At 61.5% G+C, this 21,714-nt stretch carries 23 protein-coding genes; 11 read left to right on the top strand and 12 right to left on the bottom strand.

What is annotated here, in order from left to right:
- Window positions 1-26: 26 nt before the first annotated feature.
- Window positions 27-953: a hypothetical protein gene (locus tag ACSZOQ_RS05550; RefSeq protein WP_439925009.1), complete on the bottom strand. Its 927-nt coding sequence runs from the start codon at window positions 951-953 to the stop codon at window positions 27-29.
- Window positions 954-1,224: 271 nt separating this feature from the next.
- Between ACSZOQ_RS05550 and yidD the strand changes: the two genes are divergently transcribed.
- Entirely contained in the window at window positions 1,225-1,563 is a 339-nt protein-coding gene (yidD, locus tag ACSZOQ_RS05545) for a membrane protein insertion efficiency factor YidD (protein ID WP_439925008.1), read from the top strand.
- A 69-nt stretch (window positions 1,564-1,632) separates the two neighbouring features.
- Here yidD and ACSZOQ_RS05540 read toward each other — a convergent pair whose 3' ends face one another.
- On the bottom strand, window positions 1,633-2,679 hold the full coding sequence (locus ACSZOQ_RS05540) for a hypothetical protein (RefSeq protein ID WP_439925961.1): 1,047 nt from the start codon (window positions 2,677-2,679) through the stop codon (window positions 1,633-1,635).
- 223 nt (window positions 2,680-2,902) lie between these two features.
- Here ACSZOQ_RS05540 and ACSZOQ_RS05535 point away from each other — a divergent pair, with 223 nt between their 5' ends.
- Window positions 2,903-3,943, top strand: a complete 1,041-nt coding sequence (locus tag ACSZOQ_RS05535) for a patatin-like phospholipase family protein (RefSeq protein ID WP_439925960.1) — start codon at window positions 2,903-2,905, stop codon at window positions 3,941-3,943.
- A gap of 12 nt (window positions 3,944-3,955) precedes the next feature.
- Here ACSZOQ_RS05535 and ACSZOQ_RS05530 read toward each other — a convergent pair whose 3' ends face one another.
- Window positions 3,956-4,384 (bottom strand): CBS domain-containing protein, encoded by a 429-nt coding sequence (locus ACSZOQ_RS05530; protein ID WP_439925007.1) that lies wholly within the window; start codon window positions 4,382-4,384, stop codon window positions 3,956-3,958.
- 199 nt (window positions 4,385-4,583) lie between these two features.
- Window positions 4,584-5,327 carry a rhomboid family intramembrane serine protease gene (locus ACSZOQ_RS05525; RefSeq protein WP_439925006.1) on the bottom strand — a complete coding sequence of 248 codons (744 nt, stop codon included), beginning with the start codon at window positions 5,325-5,327 and terminating at the stop codon, window positions 4,584-4,586.
- Window positions 5,328-6,416: 1,089 nt separating this feature from the next.
- Between ACSZOQ_RS05525 and ACSZOQ_RS05520 the strand changes: the two genes are divergently transcribed.
- The 5 genes from ACSZOQ_RS05520 to rpsD all read left to right on the top strand — a co-directional run bounded on the left by ACSZOQ_RS05520 (window position 6,417) and on the right by rpsD (window position 10,574).
- Window positions 6,417-6,974, top strand: a complete 558-nt coding sequence (locus ACSZOQ_RS05520; protein WP_439925005.1) for a PAS domain-containing protein — start codon at window positions 6,417-6,419, stop codon at window positions 6,972-6,974.
- Between the two features lie 172 nt (window positions 6,975-7,146).
- Window positions 7,147-8,208: an HD-GYP domain-containing protein gene (locus tag ACSZOQ_RS05515; protein WP_439925004.1), complete on the top strand. Its 1,062-nt coding sequence runs from the start codon at window positions 7,147-7,149 to the stop codon at window positions 8,206-8,208.
- 184 nt (window positions 8,209-8,392) lie between these two features.
- Window positions 8,393-9,190 (top strand): glutamate racemase, encoded by a 798-nt coding sequence (murI, locus tag ACSZOQ_RS05510; RefSeq protein ID WP_439925003.1) that lies wholly within the window; start codon window positions 8,393-8,395, stop codon window positions 9,188-9,190.
- A gap of 62 nt (window positions 9,191-9,252) precedes the next feature.
- A complete protein-coding gene (locus ACSZOQ_RS05505) occupies window positions 9,253-9,636 on the top strand; it encodes a cupin domain-containing protein (RefSeq protein WP_439925002.1) in 384 nt (127 codons plus the stop codon).
- Between the two features lie 320 nt (window positions 9,637-9,956).
- Window positions 9,957-10,574: a 30S ribosomal protein S4 gene (gene rpsD / locus ACSZOQ_RS05500; protein ID WP_439925001.1), complete on the top strand. Its 618-nt coding sequence runs from the start codon at window positions 9,957-9,959 to the stop codon at window positions 10,572-10,574.
- A 115-nt stretch (window positions 10,575-10,689) separates the two neighbouring features.
- On the opposite strand, the gene grxD is transcribed toward rpsD, so the two are convergent.
- On the bottom strand, window positions 10,690-11,028 hold the full coding sequence (gene grxD / locus ACSZOQ_RS05495) for a Grx4 family monothiol glutaredoxin (RefSeq protein WP_439925000.1): 339 nt from the start codon (window positions 11,026-11,028) through the stop codon (window positions 10,690-10,692).
- A gap of 286 nt (window positions 11,029-11,314) precedes the next feature.
- Here grxD and egtB point away from each other — a divergent pair, with 286 nt between their 5' ends.
- Entirely contained in the window at window positions 11,315-12,571 is a 1,257-nt protein-coding gene (gene egtB / locus ACSZOQ_RS05490) for an ergothioneine biosynthesis protein EgtB (protein ID WP_439924999.1), read from the top strand.
- Window positions 12,572-12,617: 46 nt separating this feature from the next.
- Complete coding sequence (gene egtD / locus ACSZOQ_RS05485; RefSeq protein ID WP_439924998.1) at window positions 12,618-13,583, top strand: L-histidine N(alpha)-methyltransferase; 966 nt, start codon at window positions 12,618-12,620, stop codon at window positions 13,581-13,583.
- Window positions 13,584-13,597: 14 nt separating this feature from the next.
- On the opposite strand, the gene ACSZOQ_RS05480 is transcribed toward egtD, so the two are convergent.
- Window positions 13,598-14,791: a low temperature requirement protein A gene (locus ACSZOQ_RS05480; protein ID WP_439924997.1), complete on the bottom strand. Its 1,194-nt coding sequence runs from the start codon at window positions 14,789-14,791 to the stop codon at window positions 13,598-13,600.
- A gap of 28 nt (window positions 14,792-14,819) precedes the next feature.
- Complete coding sequence (locus tag ACSZOQ_RS05475) at window positions 14,820-15,053, bottom strand: BolA family protein (protein ID WP_439924996.1); 234 nt, start codon at window positions 15,051-15,053, stop codon at window positions 14,820-14,822.
- Window positions 15,054-15,611: 558 nt separating this feature from the next.
- Between ACSZOQ_RS05475 and ACSZOQ_RS05470 the strand changes: the two genes are divergently transcribed.
- A complete protein-coding gene (locus ACSZOQ_RS05470) occupies window positions 15,612-15,971 on the top strand; it encodes a hypothetical protein (protein WP_439924995.1) in 360 nt (119 codons plus the stop codon).
- A 242-nt stretch (window positions 15,972-16,213) separates the two neighbouring features.
- Here ACSZOQ_RS05470 and purL read toward each other — a convergent pair whose 3' ends face one another.
- The 4 genes from purL to purC form a co-directional block, all read right to left on the bottom strand.
- On the bottom strand, window positions 16,214-18,424 hold the full coding sequence (gene purL, locus ACSZOQ_RS05465; protein ID WP_439924994.1) for a phosphoribosylformylglycinamidine synthase subunit PurL: 2,211 nt from the start codon (window positions 18,422-18,424) through the stop codon (window positions 16,214-16,216).
- A gap of 133 nt (window positions 18,425-18,557) precedes the next feature.
- Window positions 18,558-19,259 carry a phosphoribosylformylglycinamidine synthase subunit PurQ gene (gene purQ / locus ACSZOQ_RS05460; protein ID WP_439924993.1) on the bottom strand — a complete coding sequence of 234 codons (702 nt, stop codon included), beginning with the start codon at window positions 19,257-19,259 and terminating at the stop codon, window positions 18,558-18,560.
- A 12-nt stretch (window positions 19,260-19,271) separates the two neighbouring features.
- On the bottom strand, window positions 19,272-19,514 hold the full coding sequence (gene purS / locus ACSZOQ_RS05455) for a phosphoribosylformylglycinamidine synthase subunit PurS (RefSeq protein WP_439924992.1): 243 nt from the start codon (window positions 19,512-19,514) through the stop codon (window positions 19,272-19,274).
- 162 nt (window positions 19,515-19,676) lie between these two features.
- Window positions 19,677-20,444, bottom strand: a complete 768-nt coding sequence (gene purC, locus ACSZOQ_RS05450) for a phosphoribosylaminoimidazolesuccinocarboxamide synthase (protein ID WP_439924991.1) — start codon at window positions 20,442-20,444, stop codon at window positions 19,677-19,679.
- Between the two features lie 314 nt (window positions 20,445-20,758).
- Between purC and ACSZOQ_RS05445 the strand changes: the two genes are divergently transcribed.
- Complete coding sequence (locus tag ACSZOQ_RS05445) at window positions 20,759-21,082, top strand: DUF1476 domain-containing protein (protein ID WP_439924990.1); 324 nt, start codon at window positions 20,759-20,761, stop codon at window positions 21,080-21,082.
- A 21-nt stretch (window positions 21,083-21,103) separates the two neighbouring features.
- Here the strand turns inward: ACSZOQ_RS05445 and cynS are convergent, their stop codons facing one another.
- Window positions 21,104-21,592, bottom strand: a complete 489-nt coding sequence (cynS, locus tag ACSZOQ_RS05440; protein WP_439924989.1) for a cyanase — start codon at window positions 21,590-21,592, stop codon at window positions 21,104-21,106.
- Window positions 21,593-21,714: the final 122 nt, after the last annotated feature.

The following is a 21,714-nucleotide window of genomic DNA, read 5'->3' as shown; positions in this document are numbered from 1 at the left end:
ACAACTCAACCCGTTCCGCCTGAGCGCTACTGCTGATGCTCAGCTGGCGCTGAGGTCGCCACACCGCCTGTCGGAACCGCTTCGGCGGTCTTGGTCGGCTTGCTGACGATCGTCCCCGCCACGGCCGTATTCGCGACATTTCCCGGAAAACGATCCTGCACCGGTTTCGTGACGAGACCAGCAACGGGCGCATCCGCCGTCCCCCCGCCCGGCAAGACGTCGGCGACGCGGTCTGTCGTTACCAGATTGGTCGAGCGCAATTCCGCTGGCGACAGCTCGTGAAGATTCTCCCACGGAGGAATGCTGAGCGCCAGATACAGGAGATCGCCGGCACCGCCCATATCGAAGGTGTACTTGGCGAGCCGGCCGATGTCGCGTTCCACGATCATCAGATCATCTGCCGAGTAGCTTGCGGCCCTGGCATCTTCGGCGCGGTCGCCCATCCAGATCTGATGCACACGAACATGCGCGCCCTCAGGCACATAGCGCGCTTTGCCGGACAACAACATGAACACGCACATGGACTCGCAATAGGCATCGGGCAGCACAGCGGCGCGATCGCCGGTTTCCGTCTTGATGACAACGCTGGTCCCAACCGTCGTGCGCAAGCCGAGTTCGTGCCAGCGCCGCCCCAGCGCGATGGCATCGTTGACCGAGCCACCGCCGGAATCCAGCACGACCGTCATGCCGGCGACGTCGCGTCCGGCGGTGAAATCATCAAAAGCTTTCGGGGTTTCGGCGGTGACGATGCCGACCGCGTTGATCCATCCCTGGCAGTGAGGCTCGCAGGCAGTCCAGGTGAACTGCATCGGCTGCTTTCGTACTTCGATGGTCGCGTTGACTGACGCCGGGTTATCGAGCGCAGCCGCGAAGCCGGGCAAGGCCAAACAAAAAGCTGCGGCGCACAGCAGCGCCCATCCGTAGGACGACCCAGATGATTTCGCGAGCCTCAAGTCGGTTCCTTCCCCCGTACCCCGCTCTTCCCCATCCAATGTGCGCCGGTTGCTACGGCCAAAGTTCAGCGCGGCGATTCTGTCATCGGAACGTTATGCAATACGTAGCTGCGGGATTCGTCAGCGTCCATACAACCTTTGCTACGGTTGAACATTCCAGTGTGCGATATCTTGTCATCTGTGACGAAATTGCCAAACTTGTTCCTTGTCGGGAACCCTGCGAAACGCGACCTTGGAGTCAAGCGCAACTAAGTGGATGCTTCGTCGATTCATGAAGCCGAAAAGTTTCAAGTCCTGTCCCGATTGCGCGCGAGCCGCGCTGCGGCTGCCCCGCAATACTGGACGGGCGCTGATCTGGACTTATCGGCACACCCTATCGCCGCTCGTGGGTTTCAACTGCCGACACCTGCCGACCTGCTCGGTCTACGGCGATGAAGCGATCGAGCGTTTCGGATTATGGGGCGGCGGCTGGATGACATTGGCACGGCTGTTGCGCTGCCAGCCCTGGGGGACGTCCGGTATTGATAACGTTCCCACTGAAAAACCGCCCGGCGCCACCTGGTATCGGCCGTGGCGTTACGGCCGTTGGCGCGGCGTGAACGTCCCCTGAGACGTCAACGCCAGGGTTTTCGGCCAGTGTCCCAAATCCGAAGTTCGCCTCACGCCGCAGCGCCCTCCACTAGCGCGCGACGACTTCGACCTCGCCGTCGACGCCGTTGACGACATCGAAGCCGCGCTCGAAGACCTTGCCTTCGTTCTTGGCGATCACGCGATATTCGCCCTCGGCCAGGATCACGCGGGGAAATGCGCCGATCGATTCCTTGATGACGTCGCCGCCGGGCGTCAGCACCGACCATGCGGTATTGGCCAGCGCCTCGCCCCCCTTGTCGCTGACGAGCTTCAAGGTGATGACCGCGGCGCGATGCGAGATCGTCACGTCGGTCAGCTTCGCCGCTTGCACGCGGATGTCGGATCGCACGACCGAGTTCGCATCGCCATAGTTGGAGACGATGTAGTAGGTGCCCTCCGGCAAGAGCAGCACATCGCCCGCGGCGACGTTAGGCACAAGGGGCGCGCGCTCAGTACCTTCGAACTGGCTGCCCTTGTAGATGCTGAAGGAAATCTGGTTCGGCGGGATCATCGACGTGCCGACACGGCCTTCGATCCGCAGGCCGCCGGCCGGCAACACGAACGACTCGCGGTCGGTGTCCGGTTTCAGCGTTACGGGGCGCGTGGCGCTGACCAACCCCAGCGAGACGTACACCACATAGCTGCCCGGAGGCAGCACGATGTTCGGAGTCGCGCCGTGATCCTCGCGCATCAGCTTGAATGCGCCGCTCTCGTCGGGACGGTCGGAATAAACTCGCCAAGTCAGTCCGCTGTTGATGACCGGCAGATCCTTGCCATAACGCGCAGTCAGCGACAGAACCGCCTGCGCAGGAGCCGCGATGCTGGGCGACGGCCCTGCCAGCGGCACGGCGGCGGCTGGCGCCTGGGTCAAAGGCGTCGGCAGACTCGGCATGGAAGCCGGACCGGAGGGCGGTGCGAGACTGATCGCAGGCCCCGACGGTGCTTCGGGAACGGAAGCGGGCGGTACCGGGGGCGGCTGTTCGCCGAATAATTGCGCCGAGGCCGCGTATGGAAATATCACGAGGAGCGCGACCGATGCGAGCAAAGGCCACGAGTGCCAGCCCGAATTGAATCGATAATTGCCCCCGAAGATCATGGCGCCGGTTTTTCCCGGAAAACACGGCAAATTCAAGCCTCAGCATTCACTCATGACTGCATCCCGTTGTGGAAGACTTAAAAGCGCGACCTACCGGTTGAAACGTCTCAGCCCGGTGGTAATTTCTGGCTTGGCGGAGCAAGATCCGGCACAAGTCATTTCTTTCATGCCTTCGTGTCCGCCGGAGGCACGGAAACCGATGCCGCAGTCAGAGAATTCCATTGTGCTTGAGGGTTTGAGCGGCCACGACCAGAACGGGTCGAATGGCCAAAAGGTAGGATTGGACAGCGTCAAGCGGCCGGTGATCGGGCTGGCTCTGGGCGGCGGTGCTGCGCGCGGCTTCGCGCATATCGGCATTCTCCGTTCCCTGATCGCGCATGGCATCGAGCCCAATGTCGTGGTCGGCACCTCGATCGGAGCCGTGGTCGGTGGTGCCTATGCTGCGGGCCGCCTCGACACCCTGGAGGAATGGGCGCGCAGCCTGCAGCCCCGGAATATTTTCAGCTATCTCGATATCCGCCTGAATGGCTCCAGTCTGATCGGTGGCGCCAAGCTCACGGCCCGGCTCGAGGCGTCGCTCGGCCAGATTCGCATCGAGGAGCTGCCGCTCAAGTTTGCGAGCGTCGCCACCGAAGTCCGCACCGGCCACGAAATCTGGCTCACGCACGGCCGGCTGATCGATGCGATGCGCGCGTCCTATGCGCTGCCCGGAATCTTTGCGCCGATGCTGGTGGGCGATCGCTGGCTGGTCGATGGCGCGCTGGTCAACCCGGTGCCTGTCTCCACAGCCCGCGCGCTAGGCGCCGAGATCGTGATCGCGGCCAATCTTTCCAATGACATCTTCGGTCACAGCATCACGATCTTCTCTCATGGCGCGCAGAGCAACTTGCAGCAAGAGGTCGTCGAAGCTGCACCGCCGAAACGTGGCTTCGGCAAGTTCTTTTCCGCCGAACGAACGGTCAAGCGCGAACTCTTCGGCAGCGGCAGCCGCCCCGGAGTTATGACGGTCATGACGGATGCATTCAACATCATGCAGGACCGCATCACCCGCGCGCGGCTCGCCGGCGATCCGCCAGATCTTCTAATACAGCCGCGGGTCGGCCAGATCGGCTGGTTCGATTTCCATCGCGCCAACGATCTGATCGCGCATGGCGCGCGCGCCGCGGATCGTGCCATCGAAGCAATCGTCGAGGCCATCGAGACCTTGGCCCCACCCTCGCCGGCGAGCAGCGCCGCCGGCCCGGATAACTCAACCGAGACCTGATATCGTCCGTGCTCAAGCCGTATTGATGTAGTCGCGCAGCGCTTCCTGCTCGACCTCGAATTCCTGAACGCGCAGCTTGACGACATCACCAATCGAAACCACGCCGACCAGCCTGTCGTCTTCCACCACCGGCAAATGCCTGAATTTTTCCGACGTCATGACTTCCATGAGGTGGGCGACCGTATCCGACAAGCGGCAACTGACGACTTTGCGGGTCATGGCGGCGCTGACCGGCTCATCGAGCGCACCTGCGCCATGTTCGTCGAGCGCACGGACGACGTCACGCTCGGACAGAATGCCGGCGATGCGCGCGCCGTTCATAACGAGGACAGAACCGATGTGCCGTTCCGACAGAATCTTCACGGCAGCCGACAGCTTCACGTCGGGCTCGACGCTCACAACCTGGTGACCCTTGGCACTGAGAATGGCACGTACCGTCATTGCCGCCTCCCGCGGAGGAGATCGCACGGTATCGCTTTGCGCGATCCTTGTTCTCAGGCGGCAGTCGAACGTTCAATTTTTCGCGCGCGAATGGCGAAACCTCTTTTTCACGCGAACCGGATTCCACTTCGCCTGAATAGACGATCATGATGAATGAAATCGCCCCGCACCGCAAGCGGCCGTTAGTCGCAAGCACTCGTTACGGGACACGATCCGTCCCGCCGGAAGGCGCACTCGCAGCATCGCGCGGCGGACGAGGTACCGGATCGAACAGCGAAAACAACACAAGGCCTGCAAGAAAGCCACCAATATGGGCCTGCCAGGCGACGCTGCCGGGCTCGGCGCCGATTGCAACCGATCCCATCCCGAAGATGATGTTGACGCCGAACCAGATCGCGAGAAACGCCAGCACGCGCGGATTTTGCAGCGCGCGCGTCAGCGACAGCGCCGGCACCTGCGCCGCGGCGTCGGCGTCGTCGCTGCGGAACGACAGGAAGCTGCCGCGCACGAAGGCGAAGCGGATTGCCGCCGCCATCGCACCCGACACCGACGCTGATGCGCCGATCATCGGCGCAATGCTGTGCTCGTGGGTCAAAAGATGCGCGATCGCGCCGGCAATGGCGGTGACCGCCATGAAGAGAAAAAACCTGAAGGCGCCGAAGCGGCGCGCCACCGCGCTGCCGAACGGCAGCAACCATAGCACGTTGAAGCCGATATGACTGAGGTTGGCATGCAGCAGCGAATAGGTCACGAAAGTCCAGACCTTGGCGCCGCTTCCTCCCGGGAACGCCGTCGCCAGAAGGCTCGAATCGTACCGCTTCGGGATGAAGCCGAAGGCCTCGATGGTCCAGTATTCCAGATCGGGCGGAAGCGCCGAGCACACGAGATAAACGATCGCAAGCAGACCGATATAGGCGGTCAACACCCCCGGCAGAGTCAGCATCGGCTCATGCCGAGGTTTCGGCGGGAGAACTGACGAAAGATCTGGCGGAGAGTCCAAGGGCTGCGACCTAGCGGCTCAAGCGGGCGATGGGCCGCCATAGGCGGCTTGGGCGGACCCGATCTGATGAATGAAAAATACCGCCAGATGATGCTGCAACATTACTCGCTCTGTGGCTTTGGGCCGAACCGTCGTTTGAGCCCTTTGTAGAAGAGCACTAAAGCGGTTAGCGCACCCGCGCCCTTCAGGAACAAAAATAACATTTCCTGAAGACTCCGGGCGCTGTGGTCCCTGTCTCTTTCCCTCACCGGTGAGACCTCGCTCGCCTGCGCGGCTGGTCCGTCGCTGGTCTCGGCAGCCGGGGCGGCGTCCTTGGTCGGAGCAGCCGCTCGGGAGCTTTCTCCTTCGACGGCCTGATCCGGACTCCCCGAACCCTCCGAACCGGCTGCGATACAGCCCGATTGAAGGCCGATCACAAGACCGAGAACGGCTATCCAAAAGCGCAACACTTCCCCCGCTTGTCTCATTCAGCGTTTGCCTCTGCCATCATCGAGTACGGGATAATCGCCAAATCGTGCTCTATCCGTCTCATACCATTACTATTTCGGCCGGCAGACCGTGCCGGATCATGCCAACCAATACCTCAATCCGGTCCTTGCTGTCGATCTTGGCGATCACAGCCACGAGGCTTGTAGACACCTACGATTTGGATCGAAAAAGAAAAAGGGAGGGTCTGAGAAACCCTCCCTTGGTGTCGATTTTTCGCCGCGTGGATTTCCGCCGGATGGATTTCGATGAAGTCGAAACCCGATTCCCATCCCCGCGAAGACTGGAGCTGTTCGACGCGTCATACCGCCGGAACCTGGAGAAAACGGCGGGAAGATCAGTGATCGGATAGTACCCATTTTCCAGCGATCCCCAACCCGATAGTTAATTTAACGTTAACGGCACAAAAGCGGGCGCCGATGACGTCAAAGCCGCCTGCGGCATGGACGCTGCAAGAACCCTCCTGCACAACAGAAACGGAGCTGCGGTGCCCTGAAGCAGGACAGATATGTCCACTTCGCTCCGCCATCAGGACGGTTTTAAGTCATGAAGCATCCATCGAACCGCGCGTTCTATGCCTATTGGGACGAGAAGCGCGACGGCGAACGTGCTCCCGACCGGCGCGCGATCGAACCGGCCGCGGTCCGCGAGCTGCTCGGGGACATTTTCGTGCTCTCCTACGATCCAAAGCTCGGTTATCCGTTCCGGGTCGCAGGTACCCGGGTCTGCGCCCTGCTCGATCGCGATCTAAAGGGGAAGAACTTTTCTGATCTGTTTGCGGCTGCGAGCCGCACCGAGATCAACGATGTACTCGGCGGCGTGTCCGAAGAACTGCTCGCCGCCGTCGCCGGCGTGACCGCGACCGCACGAGACGGATCGCTCGCGCATTTCGAACTGTTGCTGCTGCCCTTCAGCAATCGCACGCATACGCCGATCAGCCTGACCGGGCTGCTGGCGCCGATGCAACACAATGGGCAGCCGCTCGGCGACTTCACCCTCACCTCATGGCGCTACATGAACCACCCACCGCAGCGCTTCGCGCCACGCGTACTGAAGAAGCTCGCGATCGCGCGCGGCTTCATGGTTTACGAAGGATTGCGCTGACCGCCCACCATCCGGTCCCGCTCCCAAGTCGCGCCCTGCAACCGCTGGGTAGCCCGACGTCTTTATACCCGCGTTAGGGATTTCCCGGGTAAAGTACAACACTCAAATACCGTCGCTCAAAATCTCGAGGCCGCGCGGCTGCTATTCATGTTGCCAGGGCCGGAACATCGTCATGCTCGTGAATTTTGTCACTGACGAGCCTGGGAAGATCCCCGCGATCCGCGCGATCCTGGAGCCGCAATTCCACATAGTGCCGCAAGTGCTGCAAGGCGACGATCCGAAAATCGGCGCCAACGGTATGCTGATGGTCGATGCCGACCTACGCAAAATGGACTGCGTCGAACGGATCAAGCGCGTCCTGCGGGTCAAGCGGACGAACCCCGAAAAGATGTTCGTCGTTCCCGCCCATCTTCAAGTCATGATCGCACAAGCCTACGCGCTCGGCGCAACCGCCGTGGTGTCTCGCCCGCGCGAAATCATATCAAAGCTGATCCAGTTCGCGAACGACGAGAAGGCGGACCACGGCAATGCGGATACAGCCTCGCCGGAAACGAAGAACAGCGCGGCAGCCTTGTTCTCGATGTTCGAGACAGCGCGCGAGGGCAAGCCGGTCAACCTGGCGGATGCCGAATACGCGACATCCCAAGTCATCGCGAACATCGTGCGAACCGGATTCAACCGGTGGCTCGACGAAGTCCGCCGACACCACGAAGGCACGTTTCAGCATTGTCTGCTGGTCACGGGAGTAGCAGTGGGCTTCGCCTTCGACATTGGGTTTAGCAAGGCGGACGTGAAGCGTCTGGGACTTGCAGCGACACTTCACGACATCGGCAAAGCGCGAATTCCGCTCGCCATCCTCGACAAGCAAGGAGAGCTTAAGCCGGCCGAGGAAGAGATCATGCGGTGTCATCCGGTGATCGGATACGACCTGCTGAAAGACATACCTAAGATCAGCGGCGAAGTGCTCGACGGTGTCAGGCACCACCACGAGTATCTCGACGGCTCCGGCTATCCGGACGGCCTTGCAGGGTCCGACATCAGCGACCTGGTGCGGCTTTTGACGATCTCGGACATTTTTGCAGCACTGATCGAGTTTCGACCCTATCGGCCGGCGATGTCCCGGCCGGATGCCTACAAGATCCTCTGCAGCATGGATGGAAAGCTGGAACACGCACTGGTCAAGGCGTTTCAGCGCGTCGCGCTCAACGGCACAAAACCGTCGGCCCGGTCGTGATACCCGGCTCTAGTGTTGGTGGTTTCAGAAGGTCGCTACGGAGGGCCCAGCGCAGGAAGGCGAACTTCGGATTCGCGACACTAATCGCGAGCGTCGTCTTAAAGTGACCACCATTCCGAGAGATGGACAAATCGACCCAATCAGTAAAAACTCCGTAGTAACCCGACCGTCCTAAAATTCCCGCGTGGCAGACACCCCCACCATTCTCGTCCTCGATTCCGGCCTCGGCGGCCTCACCGTGCTGCGGGAGATCGTCAAGGCCCTGCCCGGCGCGCGATATGTCTACGTCGCCGACGACGCCTACTTTCCCTATGGCCACCACAGTGAAGATGAAATCATCGCGCGCGTGGTGCCGCTGGTCGGTGAACTGATTGCCACCCACACCCCGGACCTCGCGGTGATCGCCTGCAACACGATGTCCGTCTCGGTACTGGGACCGTTACGCGCCGCCTATTCCGTGCCGTTCGTCGGTACGGTTCCGGCGATCAAGCCGGCCTGCGCGGCATCAAAAACCAAGCGCGTCTCGGTGCTCGGCACCCGGGCAACCGTGCAGCGCGAATACACCCAGGCACTGATCCGAGAGCACGCCCAGGCCTGCACCGTGACGCTGGTCGGTGCGGCGAACCTTGCCTCGCTGGCAGAGGACGCCCTGAGCGGCAAACCGGTCAGCGACGCCGATATCCTGAGCGAGATCGCGCCCTGTTTCGTTCCGGCCGCGGACGGCGGAGACCTGCGCACCGACGCCGTCGTGCTCGCCTGCACGCACTACCCGCTGCTGCTCGACCGGCTGCTCAGACTTGCGCCATGGCCGGTGGCCTGGATCGACCCGGCGCCCGCGATCGCCCGACGCGTTGTCGATCTGCTTGGGCCGAGCGACAACGGCAGGCATGAATCTCCGCCGGAAATGTTTTTTACGTCCGGCCGGTCGCCCACGCCGATGCACGCGCTGGCCCCCTTCTTCGGCGGCCGCGTGCCGGCCTGACCCGCGTGTCGCTTCCCGTTTTTCCGTCGGGCTGTTAGCCTGATTGGACAGGGAGAACCGCCATGGTCAAAAAAATATTGGCTGGATTGAGCATCGCTGCGCTGCTTTGCGCGGGCGCGGCATTTGCGGAGGGCATCAAGCGCACGCCGCTGCAAAAGATCGAATTTCCCGAAGGCTACCTGACCGTCACCGGCCTCGCCGAAATCGCCCCCGGCGGTACGGCCGGACGGCACACCCATCCCGGAATCGAGACCGGATACGTGCTGGAAGGCGAAACCGATCTCCTGATCGACGGCAAACCGCCGCTGCATCTGAAAGCCGGCGATTCCTATTCGATTCCGGCCGGAGCTATTCACGATGCCAAGGTCACTGGCGACAAACCGCTGAAGGTCCTTGGGATTTATATCGTGGACAAGACCAGGCCACTGGCCTCCCCGGCCCAGTAACCCCTCCGAACCAATTCGTCTCCCTAGTTCACGCCCGATCGCCGGGAAAACCGCCTGAAACGGGCATTTTCGGGGCGAAATCGCCTCCGCTTTGGTTTGACAGGACTATGGTTTATCCCTAGAGAACACCTGCGCGCGGGCCCGCTTCGGCCCGCGTTGCGTTTCGCGACCCGTGGTTCTGTCCATCAAGCTTATGGGCCGGGCCTGTCGGCAGCGGATCTGGCATGATCCCGAAAAGCGGTCTTCCGATTTTCATCATGCGCAGATCATCTGCACAGGAGGGCGCGTTTCCTCAAACCGTAAACTTTGAAGAGGACGCGATGACAAAGCGTGCAGAAGCCAAGTATAAACTCGACCGCCGTATGGGCCAGAACATCTGGGGCCGCCCGAAGAGCCCCGTCAACAAACGCGAATACGGCCCCGGCCAGCACGGCCAGCGCCGCAAGGGCAAGCTCTCCGACTTCGGCACCCAGCTCCGCGCCAAGCAGAAGCTCAAGGGTTACTACGCCAATATTTCCGAGCGCCAGTTCTACGCCATCTATGTCGAGGCGACCCGCATGAAGGGCGACTCGGGCGAGAACCTGATCGGCCTGCTCGAGCGCCGTCTCGACACCGTGGTCTACCGCGCCAAGTTCGTCGCAACCATGTTCGCCGCGCGCCAGTTCATCAACCACGGGCACGTCAAGGTGAACGGCAAGCGCGTCAACATCTCAAGCTACAAGCTCAAGGTTGGCGATGTCGTCGAGGTTAAGGAATCATCGAAGCAGCTCACCGTCGTGCTGGAAGCCAACCAACTCGGCGAGCGCGACGTGCCCGATTTCATCGATGCCGATCACAACAAGCAGGTCGCGAAGTTTGTCCGCATCCCGCACCTTACGGATGTGCCATTCGCGGTGCAGATGGAACCGCATCTGATCGTCGAATTCTATTCGCGCTAATCGCTACCGTCTCAGTTTCAAGAAAAAGCCCCGGATGTCCGGGGCTTTTTTATTGCGGAATCGAAGTGCAGATCAGTCGTTGTCGCGTCGCTCTCGGTGACGCGGCCTGCCGTCGTCAGGCAGACGCCGGTGTGTTGAGCGTGATGCCCTTGTCGGTAAACAGCTTCTGCAACTCGCCGGCCTGGAACATCTCACGGACGATATCGCAGCCACCGACGAATTCGCCCTTGACGTACAACTGCGGGATCGTCGGCCAGTTCGAGTACGTCTTGATGCCGTCGCGCAGGTCGGGAGATTCAAGCACGTTCAGACCTTTGTAGCCCACGCCGACGTGATCAAGAATCTGAACCACCTGCCCCGAAAAACCGCACTGCGGAAATTGCGGCGTGCCCTTCAGGAACAGCACAACGTCGTTCGACTTCAGTTCGTTCTCGATGGTTTCCTTAATGCTCATCATCACATCCTTGTGGCCGTGAGTTCACAGGGCCGCCAGCGGCCCCAGTTGGGATATCTATAACCTGAAACCGTTGTGCAATAAAGTAAATTGCCGGGGAGCTGCCATGCCCGATCCACAAGGCGTCCAGGCCGTCTCACAACTCCCATCGCCGACAGCGAGTTGATTTCCCGCTGCCACCTTTAACTTCGGCCCGAGGCACCCATCTAGGACGGGCCGACGGCGGCATGATGTTCTGCGGAACCCATCGTCCGGAGCAGCGTTCTCTCCCAAACCGGAGATTTCCGTGACGAATCCAGCGTCTGCCGCGACCGCAATGGCCGCTCCGAGCCCGTCGCTGTTTTCCGATTCAGGAACACTGGCCGGCCGCCTGACGGACGCATTTCTCGCCGTTCGGGGCGAAACGGAGCGGCGCGCGGAGCCGCTGTCGCCAGAAGATCAGATGGTGCAGTCAATGCCGGATGCCAGTCCGGCGAAATGGCACCGCGCCCATACCACCTGGTTCTGGGAACAGTTCCTGCTCGGCCAGCACAGTCAGGGCTACACTCCGTTCCATCCCGATTTCCCATTCCTGTTCAATTCCTATTACGTCAGCGCCGGCCCGCGATATGCCCGCGCCCAGCGTGGCCATATCACCCGCCCCGGCGCCGAAGAGATTACCGCCTATCGCCGGCATGTCGATGCGGCAGTGGTCAAATTCTTCCACGACGCCGACGACAAAATGCTGACTGAGCTGGCGCCGTTGATCGAAGCCGGCTTCAATCATGAGCAGCAGCACCAGGAATTGATGCTGACGGATATCTTGCACGCGTTTGCGCAAAATCCGATCTCGCCTACCTATGACGCATCCTGGACGTTCCCGACACCGCGCGTCGGCGTTGGTGGATGGATCACACTGAACCAGGGCATCCACACTGTCGGACATCAGGGCGACGGCTTTCATTTCGACAATGAGAAACCCGCGCACCGCGCCCTCGTGGGGCCAGTGAAACTTGCACGCCATCTCGTCACCAATGCCGACTGGCTCGCTTTCATGGATGACGGCGGCTATCGCACCGCGACGTTGTGGCTGATGGACGGCTTCACCGCCGCCACCAACGAGGAGTGGGAGGCACCGGGCTACTGGCACAAGACCGGCGATGGTTGGCAAGTCATGACGCTGGGCGGCTTGCGGCCGGTCGATCCCGATGCGCCGGTCTGTCACATCAGCTACTACGAGGCCGATGCATTCGCGCGCTGGAGCGGCAAGCATTTGCCGACCGAGATGGAATGGGAGGTCGCGGCGCGGGCCGGACAACTCGACGACGCGTTCGGCATCGTCTGGCAATGGACACGAAGCTCATACTCGCCGTATCCAGGATATTGCGCGATCAAAGGTGCTCTCGGCGAATACAACGGCAAGTTCATGGTCAACCAGTTCGTGCTGCGCGGCTCATCGCTGGCGACACCGGAAGGGCACAGTCGCGTCACCTACCGGAATTTCTTCTATCCGCATCACCGCTGGCAATTCACCGGTCTGCGCCTCGCGGACTACGAAGCGTGATCATCGTCAACTCAAATGCGTCGCAACGCGCGGCCCGGAGACTGTCATGAAGGTGCACGCTGCTGCTTTGGCCGGGGTGCCCCGATCCGACGAAACCACGCCGGCATTCGCGAGCGATGCCATCGCAGGACTGATGCAACACCCGAAACAAATCCCGCCGAAGTATTTCTACGACGCTGCCGGCTCCGAACTGTTCGAACAGATCACCCGGTTGCCTGAATACTATCCGACCCGCACCGAACTCGGCATCCTGCGCGCCCGCGCGGCGGAGATCGCTACAATCCTTCCCAGACATGCCGCGCTGGTGGAGTTTGGCGCCGGCGCGGCCACCAAGGCGCGGCTGCTGCTGGACGCATGTGAATTCGCCGCCTATGTGCCGGTGGACATATCGGGGGATTTTCTCAACGCGCAGGCGCGAGGACTGCGAAAGGACTTCCCTCACCTCCAGATCTATCCGGTCACAGCAGATTTCACCGCACCGTTCATTCTGCCCGATCAGGTCAGGGAGATGCCGAAGGTGGGCTTCTTCCCAGGCTCGACGCTTGGCAATTTCGAGCCCCATGAAGCCTGCCGCTTTCTGCATGGGGCCCGCGACATCCTTGGCAAAGGCGCGTACATGCTGATCGGCGTCGACCTCGAGAAGAACGAGCGGATGCTTTACGACGCCTATAACGATGCCGCCGGTGTCACCGCGCGCTTCAACTTGAACGTGCTAGCTCGCATCAACCGCGAGCTCGGCGGCAACTTCGACCTGTCCGCGTTCACCCATCGCGCGATCTACAATCGCGAACGCCACCGGATCGAAATGCACCTCGTCAGCAAGCGGCCGCAGACCGTCCGATTGCGGGGCCGCAACATCTCGTTCCGTAGCGGCGAGAGCATCCACACCGAGAACAGCTACAAATACAGCCTCGACCGCTTCATCGCTCTGGCGAAAGGCGCGGGCTGGACGCCGTCAGCGTCATGGAGCGATCCCGGCGGGATGTTCTCGGTTCACGCGCTGAGATCCTAAAGCATTTCATGGCATCAGACGTCTTCAACCTGACGCGAGCCTGATCCCAGCGAGATCGCCTCCCACGCCGCAACGATCATCAGAATTGCTGCAGCGACCACCGCGAGCGAAAGCGGCGTGAACCGGGAAGCGAACGGAATCATCACGATCAACAGGCCGATCCCGACCAGGTGGGATAGCTGGTAGATGCCGCGGATCGCGTGCTTGAACAGGATCGTCCCGATCAGATACAGCAGCGGTCCACCCACGATGCTCAGGATTTCCTTGGCTCCGACATGCCCATCGGGATGCGCGAGCAGCAATTCGTCGCCGACGGCGGACACCACAATTCCGGCGACGATCGGCAAATGCAGATAAGTATAGGCTAGCCGCGCCAATCTTCCGGTATCTGCAGATTGTGAAATATGCTCCGATCCGGCTTCGGCTCCGATATGGAAATAGACCCACCACATCGCGATGCTGCCGAGTAGCGCCACCACGAAGGCGCAAACCGTGGTCGCCGTCCATGCTGTTTCAGCGAAGGTCGCGCCGGTGACGACGATAGATTCGCCGAGGGCGATGATGATGAACAGCGCGCATCGTTCGGCCATGTGGCCGCCCTCGACTTCCCAGTCCCGCGTGGTCGAGGCTCCGAAATGGGGGGTTCGGAATCGCATCGCCGGGCCGGCATATTCGATCGCGAGCGCAACGAGCCACAACCCGATCCGGATATTGCCCTCGGCCAGTCCGCCCGCGATCCAGAACACCGCACTTGTGCCGAGCCAGATCAGGATGCGGATGAAGTTATAGCGTTGGCCGACCGCCGATGTTGGCACCGACCACAGAAAGAACAGCGTCCGTCCCACCTGCATGGCGGAATAGGCCGCCGCGAACACCAGACCCCGGCTTTCAAACGCCTTCGGGATCGAGGTCGACAGCAGCAGGCCGCCGATCATCAGACCGAACAGCATGATCCGGACCGGGGACTGTTCGGGGTCGAGCCAGTTGGTGGTCCAGGAGGTGAAGACCCAGACCCACCATACCGCCAGCATCAGCATCGTCACTTGCAGCACGCCAAGCGGAGTGAAATGCGCAAGCAGTGTGTGGGAGATTTGCGTGATCGCGAAGACGAACACCAGGTCGAAAAACAATTCGACGTAGGTCACACGGTTGTGCTGGCTCGAACTGCGTTCCCGCAGAAGCCTTCCATCGTCGTTGGCTCGCGGCATCAACCCCCTCTGTGACAGTTCGGCGGGATTATTCCGGAACGCCGGTCTGCAAAGCCAGCGCGTGGAGAACGCCGCCCATCTGCCCCTTCAGGGACTGATAGACGAGTTGATGCTGCTGCACGCGGGATTTGCCGCGGAACGACTCGGAAATCACGGTCGCCGAGTAGTGGTTGCCGTCACCCGCGAGGTCTTGGATTGTCACCTGGGCATCCGGAATCGCCTCCTTGATCATCGATTCGATATCCCGCGCGTCCATCGCCATCAAAGTCTCTCCCAAATCCGCGGCTAGCGAGGTGGTTCAAAAGTTCGCTTCATTCAGTCAAGCGACCTTCGGAATCGGGACACTAGCCCCGGATCATGCACCGGAATCGCCGCGACGGCTGCTCAACTTAACGCGGTCGCCCGATCCCGTCACGCCGATCAGTTCTATATTTGCATGAACCTTTTAACCGCAAGAAGGCCACCGGAAGATACCCGGTCACGATGACGCCGAACCCAGGCCATATCAGGGTGTCCGCCGACGGTATTGCGATCACCGATACAACCCATGCCCTAACCCGATCCTGAACGGGGCCAGCTACGGGCGGCGAGAGGACGGCAATCTGGCCGCGTGTGGTGCCGATCTCGGTGATCATGTTCGTTCCTGCGTTGCGGCAGGATACGCCGATCGGATCAAGTCAAGAGCCGGAAGATGGAACTGCGAGGTTTGATGTAGGTCAAGGGCGCGAAGCTGCCGCGCGCGAGGCTTCAGATAGAACCCGCGGTTCGGCGCGATGCGCAGGCGTCCGCGGCTTTCCTCTCTCGAAGAAGGAGTACGCGAATGTTGCGTCGATTTCTCATCGCTTCGGCAGCCATAGCCATGCTGCTGGTCACCACTTTCCCCGATGACGCATTCGCCCGCCGCGGCGGCGGCATGCGCGCCGGAGGTTTCCACGGCGGCGGTGCCGTGCACCGCGGCGGCGCAGTTGCAGGTCGGGGATACCGGGGCGGCGCGGTTGCTGTGCGCGGCGGGCGCTATGGCTATCGCGGGTACGGCTATCGTGGGTACGGCTATCGTGGCTACGGTGTCGGTGCCGCGGCAGTGGGCGCGGCGGCGGTCGGCGCAGCTGCTACGGGGGCCTACTACCGCAGCGGCTGCGGCTACAACGCCTACGGCAGCTGGGTTTGCCCGAACTACTGAGCGGCGTGATGCCCTTAGCCTGAGATGCTCGACAACGATGGTGAAGTCATCGGGATAGCTTGTGTGCCAACTGGGGCGGAAGCTATGATCAGACCCACCATCGTTTGTGTTCGCTCTGTGCATTATGTCCTCAGCACAGAATATGCCCTACGCCCGCTTCAGCAGTCGTCGGCACGCCCGCCCTGAGTCGGGTTACGATGGTCGCGCTGCGCCAAATTCCCGGTGCAACCTCACGCCGGACGTCAGCTTTTCCCCGCCATATAGTCCGGCAGCCAGCTTTCGGAGCCATGCTGCAAGGCCTTGACGTGGACGGCACGCTCGCCGGCGATGGCGATCTCGTGACCACCGGTCAGGCCGATCTGGACGCAAGGCACATCGACCGCCTTGAGCTTGGTGAAAACGCTCAGCAGATCCTTTTCGTGCACGGTGACGATATAGCGGGCCTGATCCTCACCGAACCACCACGCATGCGGCACGATGGACTCCTCGGCCGCGTCGAGTTTGGCCCCGATCCCGCTTGCCATCGCCATCTCGGTCAACGCGACCAGCAATCCGCCGTCAGAGACGTCATGCACCGCCGTCGCGGTACCCGCATGGATCATGCCGCGCACCACATCGCCGTTGCGCTTCTCGGCAGCGAGATCGACTGGAGGCGGTGCCCCCTCCTCGCGCCCGCAGACGTCGCGCAAGTAAACCGACTGGCCGAGCCAGCCCTTGGTCTCACCAATTAGCAAAATGCACTCGCCTTCGGCCTTGAAGGCGAGCGAAGCGGACTTCGTGAAATCGTCGAGCAGGCCCACGCCGCCGATCGACGGCGTCGGCAAAATGCCGCGGCCGTTGGTTTCGTTGTAGAGCGAGACGTTGCCGGACACGACCGGGAAATCCAGCGCGGTGCAGGCCGCTGCGATGCCCTTCAGGCAGCCGACGAACTGCCCCATGTTCTCCGGCCGTTCCGGATTGCCGAAGTTCAGGTTGTCGGTGATCGCAAGCGGACGGCCGCCGACGGCGGTGACGTTGCGCCAGGCTTCCGCGACCGCCTGCTTGCCGCCTTCAAACGGATCGGCCTCGCAATATCGTGGCGTTACATCGACCGTGAGCGCGAGACCCTTCGGCCCGTTCTGCACGCGCACGACAGCCGCATCGCCGCCGGGGCGCTGCACAGTGTTGCCGCCGATAACGTGATCGTACTGCTCCCACACCCAACGCTTCGAGCACAGTTCGGGCGTCGCGATCAGCTTCTCCAGCGCATCGGTCACCGGCAGCGGCGGCGCGACATCGCGGGCGTGAATGACAGGCAGTTGCGGCGACGGCACATGCGGCCGATCATACAGCGGGGCTTCCGATTCCAATTCCTTGATCGGCAAATCCACCATCACGTCGCCGCCGTGCTTCACCACGAAGCGCTGCGACGGCGTCGTATAACCGACGATCGCGAAATCGAGCCCCCACTTCCTGAAGATCGCCTCCGCTTCCTTTTCCTTCTCGGGCTTAAGCACCATGAGCATGCGCTCCTGGCTTTCCGAGAGCATCATCTCGTAGGCGCTCATGCCGGTCTCGCGCGTGGGCACGCTGTCGAGATCGAGATCGACGCCGAGGTCGCCCTTGGCGCCCATTTCCACGGCCGAACATGTCAGCCCCGCCGCCCCCATATCCTGGATGGCGACGACGCAGCCCTTCGCCATGATTTCGAGACAGGCCTCTAACAGAAGCTTTTCGGCGAAGGGATCGCCGACCTGAACGGTTGGGCGTTTCTCCGCGCTGTCGTCATCAAATTCCGCCGACGCCATGGTGGCGCCGTGGATGCCGTCGCGACCGGTCTTGGAACCGAGATAGACGATCGGCATGTTTACGCCTGATGCCGCCGCATAGAAAATTTTGTCGGCGTCGGCGAGGCCGACCGCCATGGCGTTGACCAGAATGTTGCCATCATAACGGGTGTGAAAGCGCACCTGCCCGCCAACCGTCGGCACCCCAAACGAGTTACCGTAGCCGCCGACACCCGCGACCACGCCGCCAACAAGATGCCGGGTTTTCGGATGCGACGGATCGCCGAAGCTCAGCGCGTTGAGGCAGGCAATGGGGCGTGCGCCCATGGTGAAGACATCGCGCAGGATGCCGCCGACGCCGGTGGTCGCGCCCTGATAGGGCTCGATGTAACTCGGATGGTTATGGCTCTCCATCTTGAACACCACCGCCTGCCCGTCGCCAATGTCGATGACCCCGGCGTTCTCGCCGGGACCCTGGATCACCCACGGCGCTTTTGTCGGCAACCCGCGCAGATGGATGCGCGATGACTTGTACGAGCAGTGCTCGTTCCACATCGCCGAGAAGATACCAAGTTCAGTGAATGTCGGCACCCGGCCGATCAGCTTCAAAATGCGCTCGTACTCGTCCGGCTTGAGGCCGTGCGATGCGACGAGTTCGGGGGTGATTGGGGGTTCGTTACGGCTCATTTTTAAAAATTCTGTCGAGTTTTTCGACGGCGTATCGCCAGTTGCGCATTTTTATAAAAGAGGCTTTGGACAGGGTCGATTTGTTCCTGGCGGACCACCTTGACCTGCTTTTCGCTTATCATCGTGGCGTTTCTTACGCCGCCGGTTGCAGATGCGCGACGAGCCCCGCGAACAGCCCGCGCCCATCGGTGCAGCCCATAATGTCTTCGACGTGATTTTCCGGATGCGGCATCATGCCGAGCACATTGCCGCGTTCATTGATAATGCCGGCGATCGATTGCGCCGCGCCGTTGATGTTGTGGGTGTCGCCGACCTCGCCGGACGGCGAGCAATAGCGGTAGAGTATGCGGCCGTCGCCCTCGAGGCGGCGGATGGTCTCCTCGTCGGCAGCGTAGTTGCCCTCGCCGTGCGCGACCGGCACGCGGATCACCTGCCCCGCATTGTAGCCGCGCGTGAACGGCGTATCCGAGCGTTCGACCCGCAGATGCACGTCATGGCAGATGAATTTCAGCCGCGCGTTGCGCATCAGAATTCCCGGCAACAACCCAGACTCGCACAGAATCTGAAAACCGTTGCAAACGCCGAGCACGAGACCGCCTCGGGACGCGAAAGCGCGCACCGCCTCCATGACCGGCGAGCGCGCGGCAATAGCGCCGCAGCGCAGATAGTCGCCATAGGAAAAGCCGCCGGGCACCACGACGAGATCGGTACCCTCGGGCAGCGAGGTCTCCGCGTGCCACACCATCGCGGGTTCGCGTCCTGACACGAGCTTCAAGGCGCGTGCCATATCGCGCTCGCGATTGATGCCGGGAAAAACGAGGACGGCGGATTTCATGTCGTGCGTCGCCTAACCCAAAACCTCGACGCGATAGTTCTCGATGACCGTATTGGCGAGCAGCTTGTCGGCGGCAGCCTTCAGCGCGGCTTCCGCCTTCGCCTTGTCGGCGCCGGCGAGTTCGATGTCGAACACCTTGCCCTGACGCACGCTGGCGATGCCATCAACGCCGAGCGACTTCAGCGCCCCCTCGATCGCCTTGCCCTGCGGATCGAGGATACCGGTTTTCAAGGTAACGGTGACGCGTGCCTTCATCTTGAAACGTAACCTGTCTGCTTCCCTCTCCCCTTGCGGGAGAGGGTGGTCCGAATGTCGCTAGCGGCATGAGGACCGGGTGAGGGGTCGCTCGAAACGCCGAACCAGTCCCCTCACCCGGCTCGCTATGCTCGCCACCCTCTCCCGCAAGGGGAGAGGGATTTAACCCTTCACCAGCACGGGGCCCGCGCCGACCGGCCGTTCGTTTTCCATCAAAATGCCGAGCCGCTTCGCAACTTCGGTGTAGGCTTCCAGGAGCCCGCCGAGATCACGGCGGAAGCGGTCCTTGTCGAGCTTTTCGTTCGACTTGATGTCCCACAGCCGGCACGAGTCGGGCGAGATTTCATCGGCGACGATGATTCGCATCATCTCGTTTTCGAACAGCCGGCCGCATTCCATCTTGAAATCGACCAGACGGATGCCGATGCCCAAAAACAGCCCGGTCAGGAAGTCGTTGACGCGGATCGCCAGCGCCATGATGTCGTCGATCTCCTGCGGTGTCGCCCAGCCGAACGCTGTGACGTGCTCCTCGGACACCATGGGATCGTTGAGCTGGTCGTTCTTGTAGTAGAACTCGATGATCGACCGCGGTAGCTGGGTGCCTTCCTCGATGCCGAGCCGCTGCGACAGCGACCCCGCCGCGACGTTGCGGACCACAACCTCGAGCGGCACGATCTCAACCTCGCGGATCAGTTGTTCGCGCATGTTGAGACGGCGGATGAAGTGGGTCGGCACCCCGATGTCGTTGAGGTGCTGGAACAGGTACTCCGAAATCCGGTTGTTGAGGACGCCCTTGCCCTCGATCACCTGATGTTTCTTGGCATTGAACGCAGTCGCGTCGTCCTTGAAATGCTGAATCAGGGTGCCCGGCTCCGGTCCTTCGTAAAGCACCTTGGCCTTGCCTTCGTAAATGCGACGCCGACGGCTCATTGGGATGTACCGTGTGTTGTTGAAATCCATGAAGTTGGTGTGCTCCGAGCGTTCGATGTGACCCGTGGCGGAGCTGCCGCGAAGGCCGGGATCCTGAACAAGAACAGGAAACAGAACAAGAACCGAGCCTGTCCGCAACCTAGCCGATTGAGCCATCCAGCACAATCAATGCAGGCGACCGGATGTGAAGTTTTACCCCGCTCCCCTGCGACCTTGCGCCCGTTGTTCCGCGATCCCTGGTGATTATCTAGGTAGTCTGGCCGGTCGCGGCAATGTGGCCGGCTTGGCTTCTTCGTCAGCAATGGGAGCCGGACATGACCACGAACGCATTCGACAAACGTGAAGAGGGCTTTGAGGCGAAGTTCGCGCTCGACGAGGAGCAGAAATTCAAGGCCTTTGCCCGCCGCAACAGATTGCTGGGGCTGTGGGTCGCCGAGAAGCTCGGCATCTCCGGTGATGCCGCCAATGCCTACGCCAAGGACGTCGTCGCCGCCGACTTCGAACCGCCGGGCGAGAACGACGTCATTCACAAAGTGTTGCGCGATCTTGCCGCCAAGGGCGTCGGGCTCGACGAAGAGCAAGTCCGCGCCCAGATGGACAGGCTGATGGCGGAGGCCATCGCGCAGGTGAAGGCGTGAGGGCGGGAACGACCGGCGCCGTCACTCCTCCTTGAAGCCGTATTCGAGATTGTTGCCGGTGGCGCCGTAATACTTGAACGGCAGGAATTTGCCGGACATGCCGATCTTGACACGATCGCCCTTGGGATTGGCGACGCGGGCGATCTCCAGGTCGAAGTCGATCGCCGACATGATGCCATCGCCGAATTCTTCCTCGATCAGCGCCTTCAGCGCCGGTCCGTTGATCATCACCAGTTCGTAGAAGCGATAGATCAGCGGATCGGTCGGCGGCATCGGCGTGCCCGCGCCGCGCATCGGCACCTCGTTGAGCATCGCGATATCAGTCTTGGAGAGGCCGAACAGCTTTCCGGCCGCCGCCGCCTGCGGCTTGGTCAGCTTCATGTGGCCGAGCAGCGCGCTGACGATCAGGATTTCCGAAAACCCGCCGATCTCGCCGGCGATGTATTTCCAGCTCCATTCCTTCTCGCGCTTGATGTCGAGAATCTTCTCCGTGAGGTCGGATCGCTTCATCATAGCCTCCCGTCTGAAAGGGCCTGGACCAATCACTGCAATGCCCGTGCCATGGGCAGGACAGCGATTGACGCAGGAAATCGGTGCGGACGGCGAGCGATTGATCAGATTTTGCGCAACGA

Source organism: Nitrobacter sp. JJSN (genome assembly GCF_051912485.1).
In the GTDB taxonomy this organism is placed as follows: domain Bacteria; phylum Pseudomonadota; class Alphaproteobacteria; order Rhizobiales; family Xanthobacteraceae; genus Nitrobacter.
The sequence above is the reverse complement of the archived record's forward strand: the minus strand, read 5'-3'. Positions and strand labels throughout refer to the sequence as shown.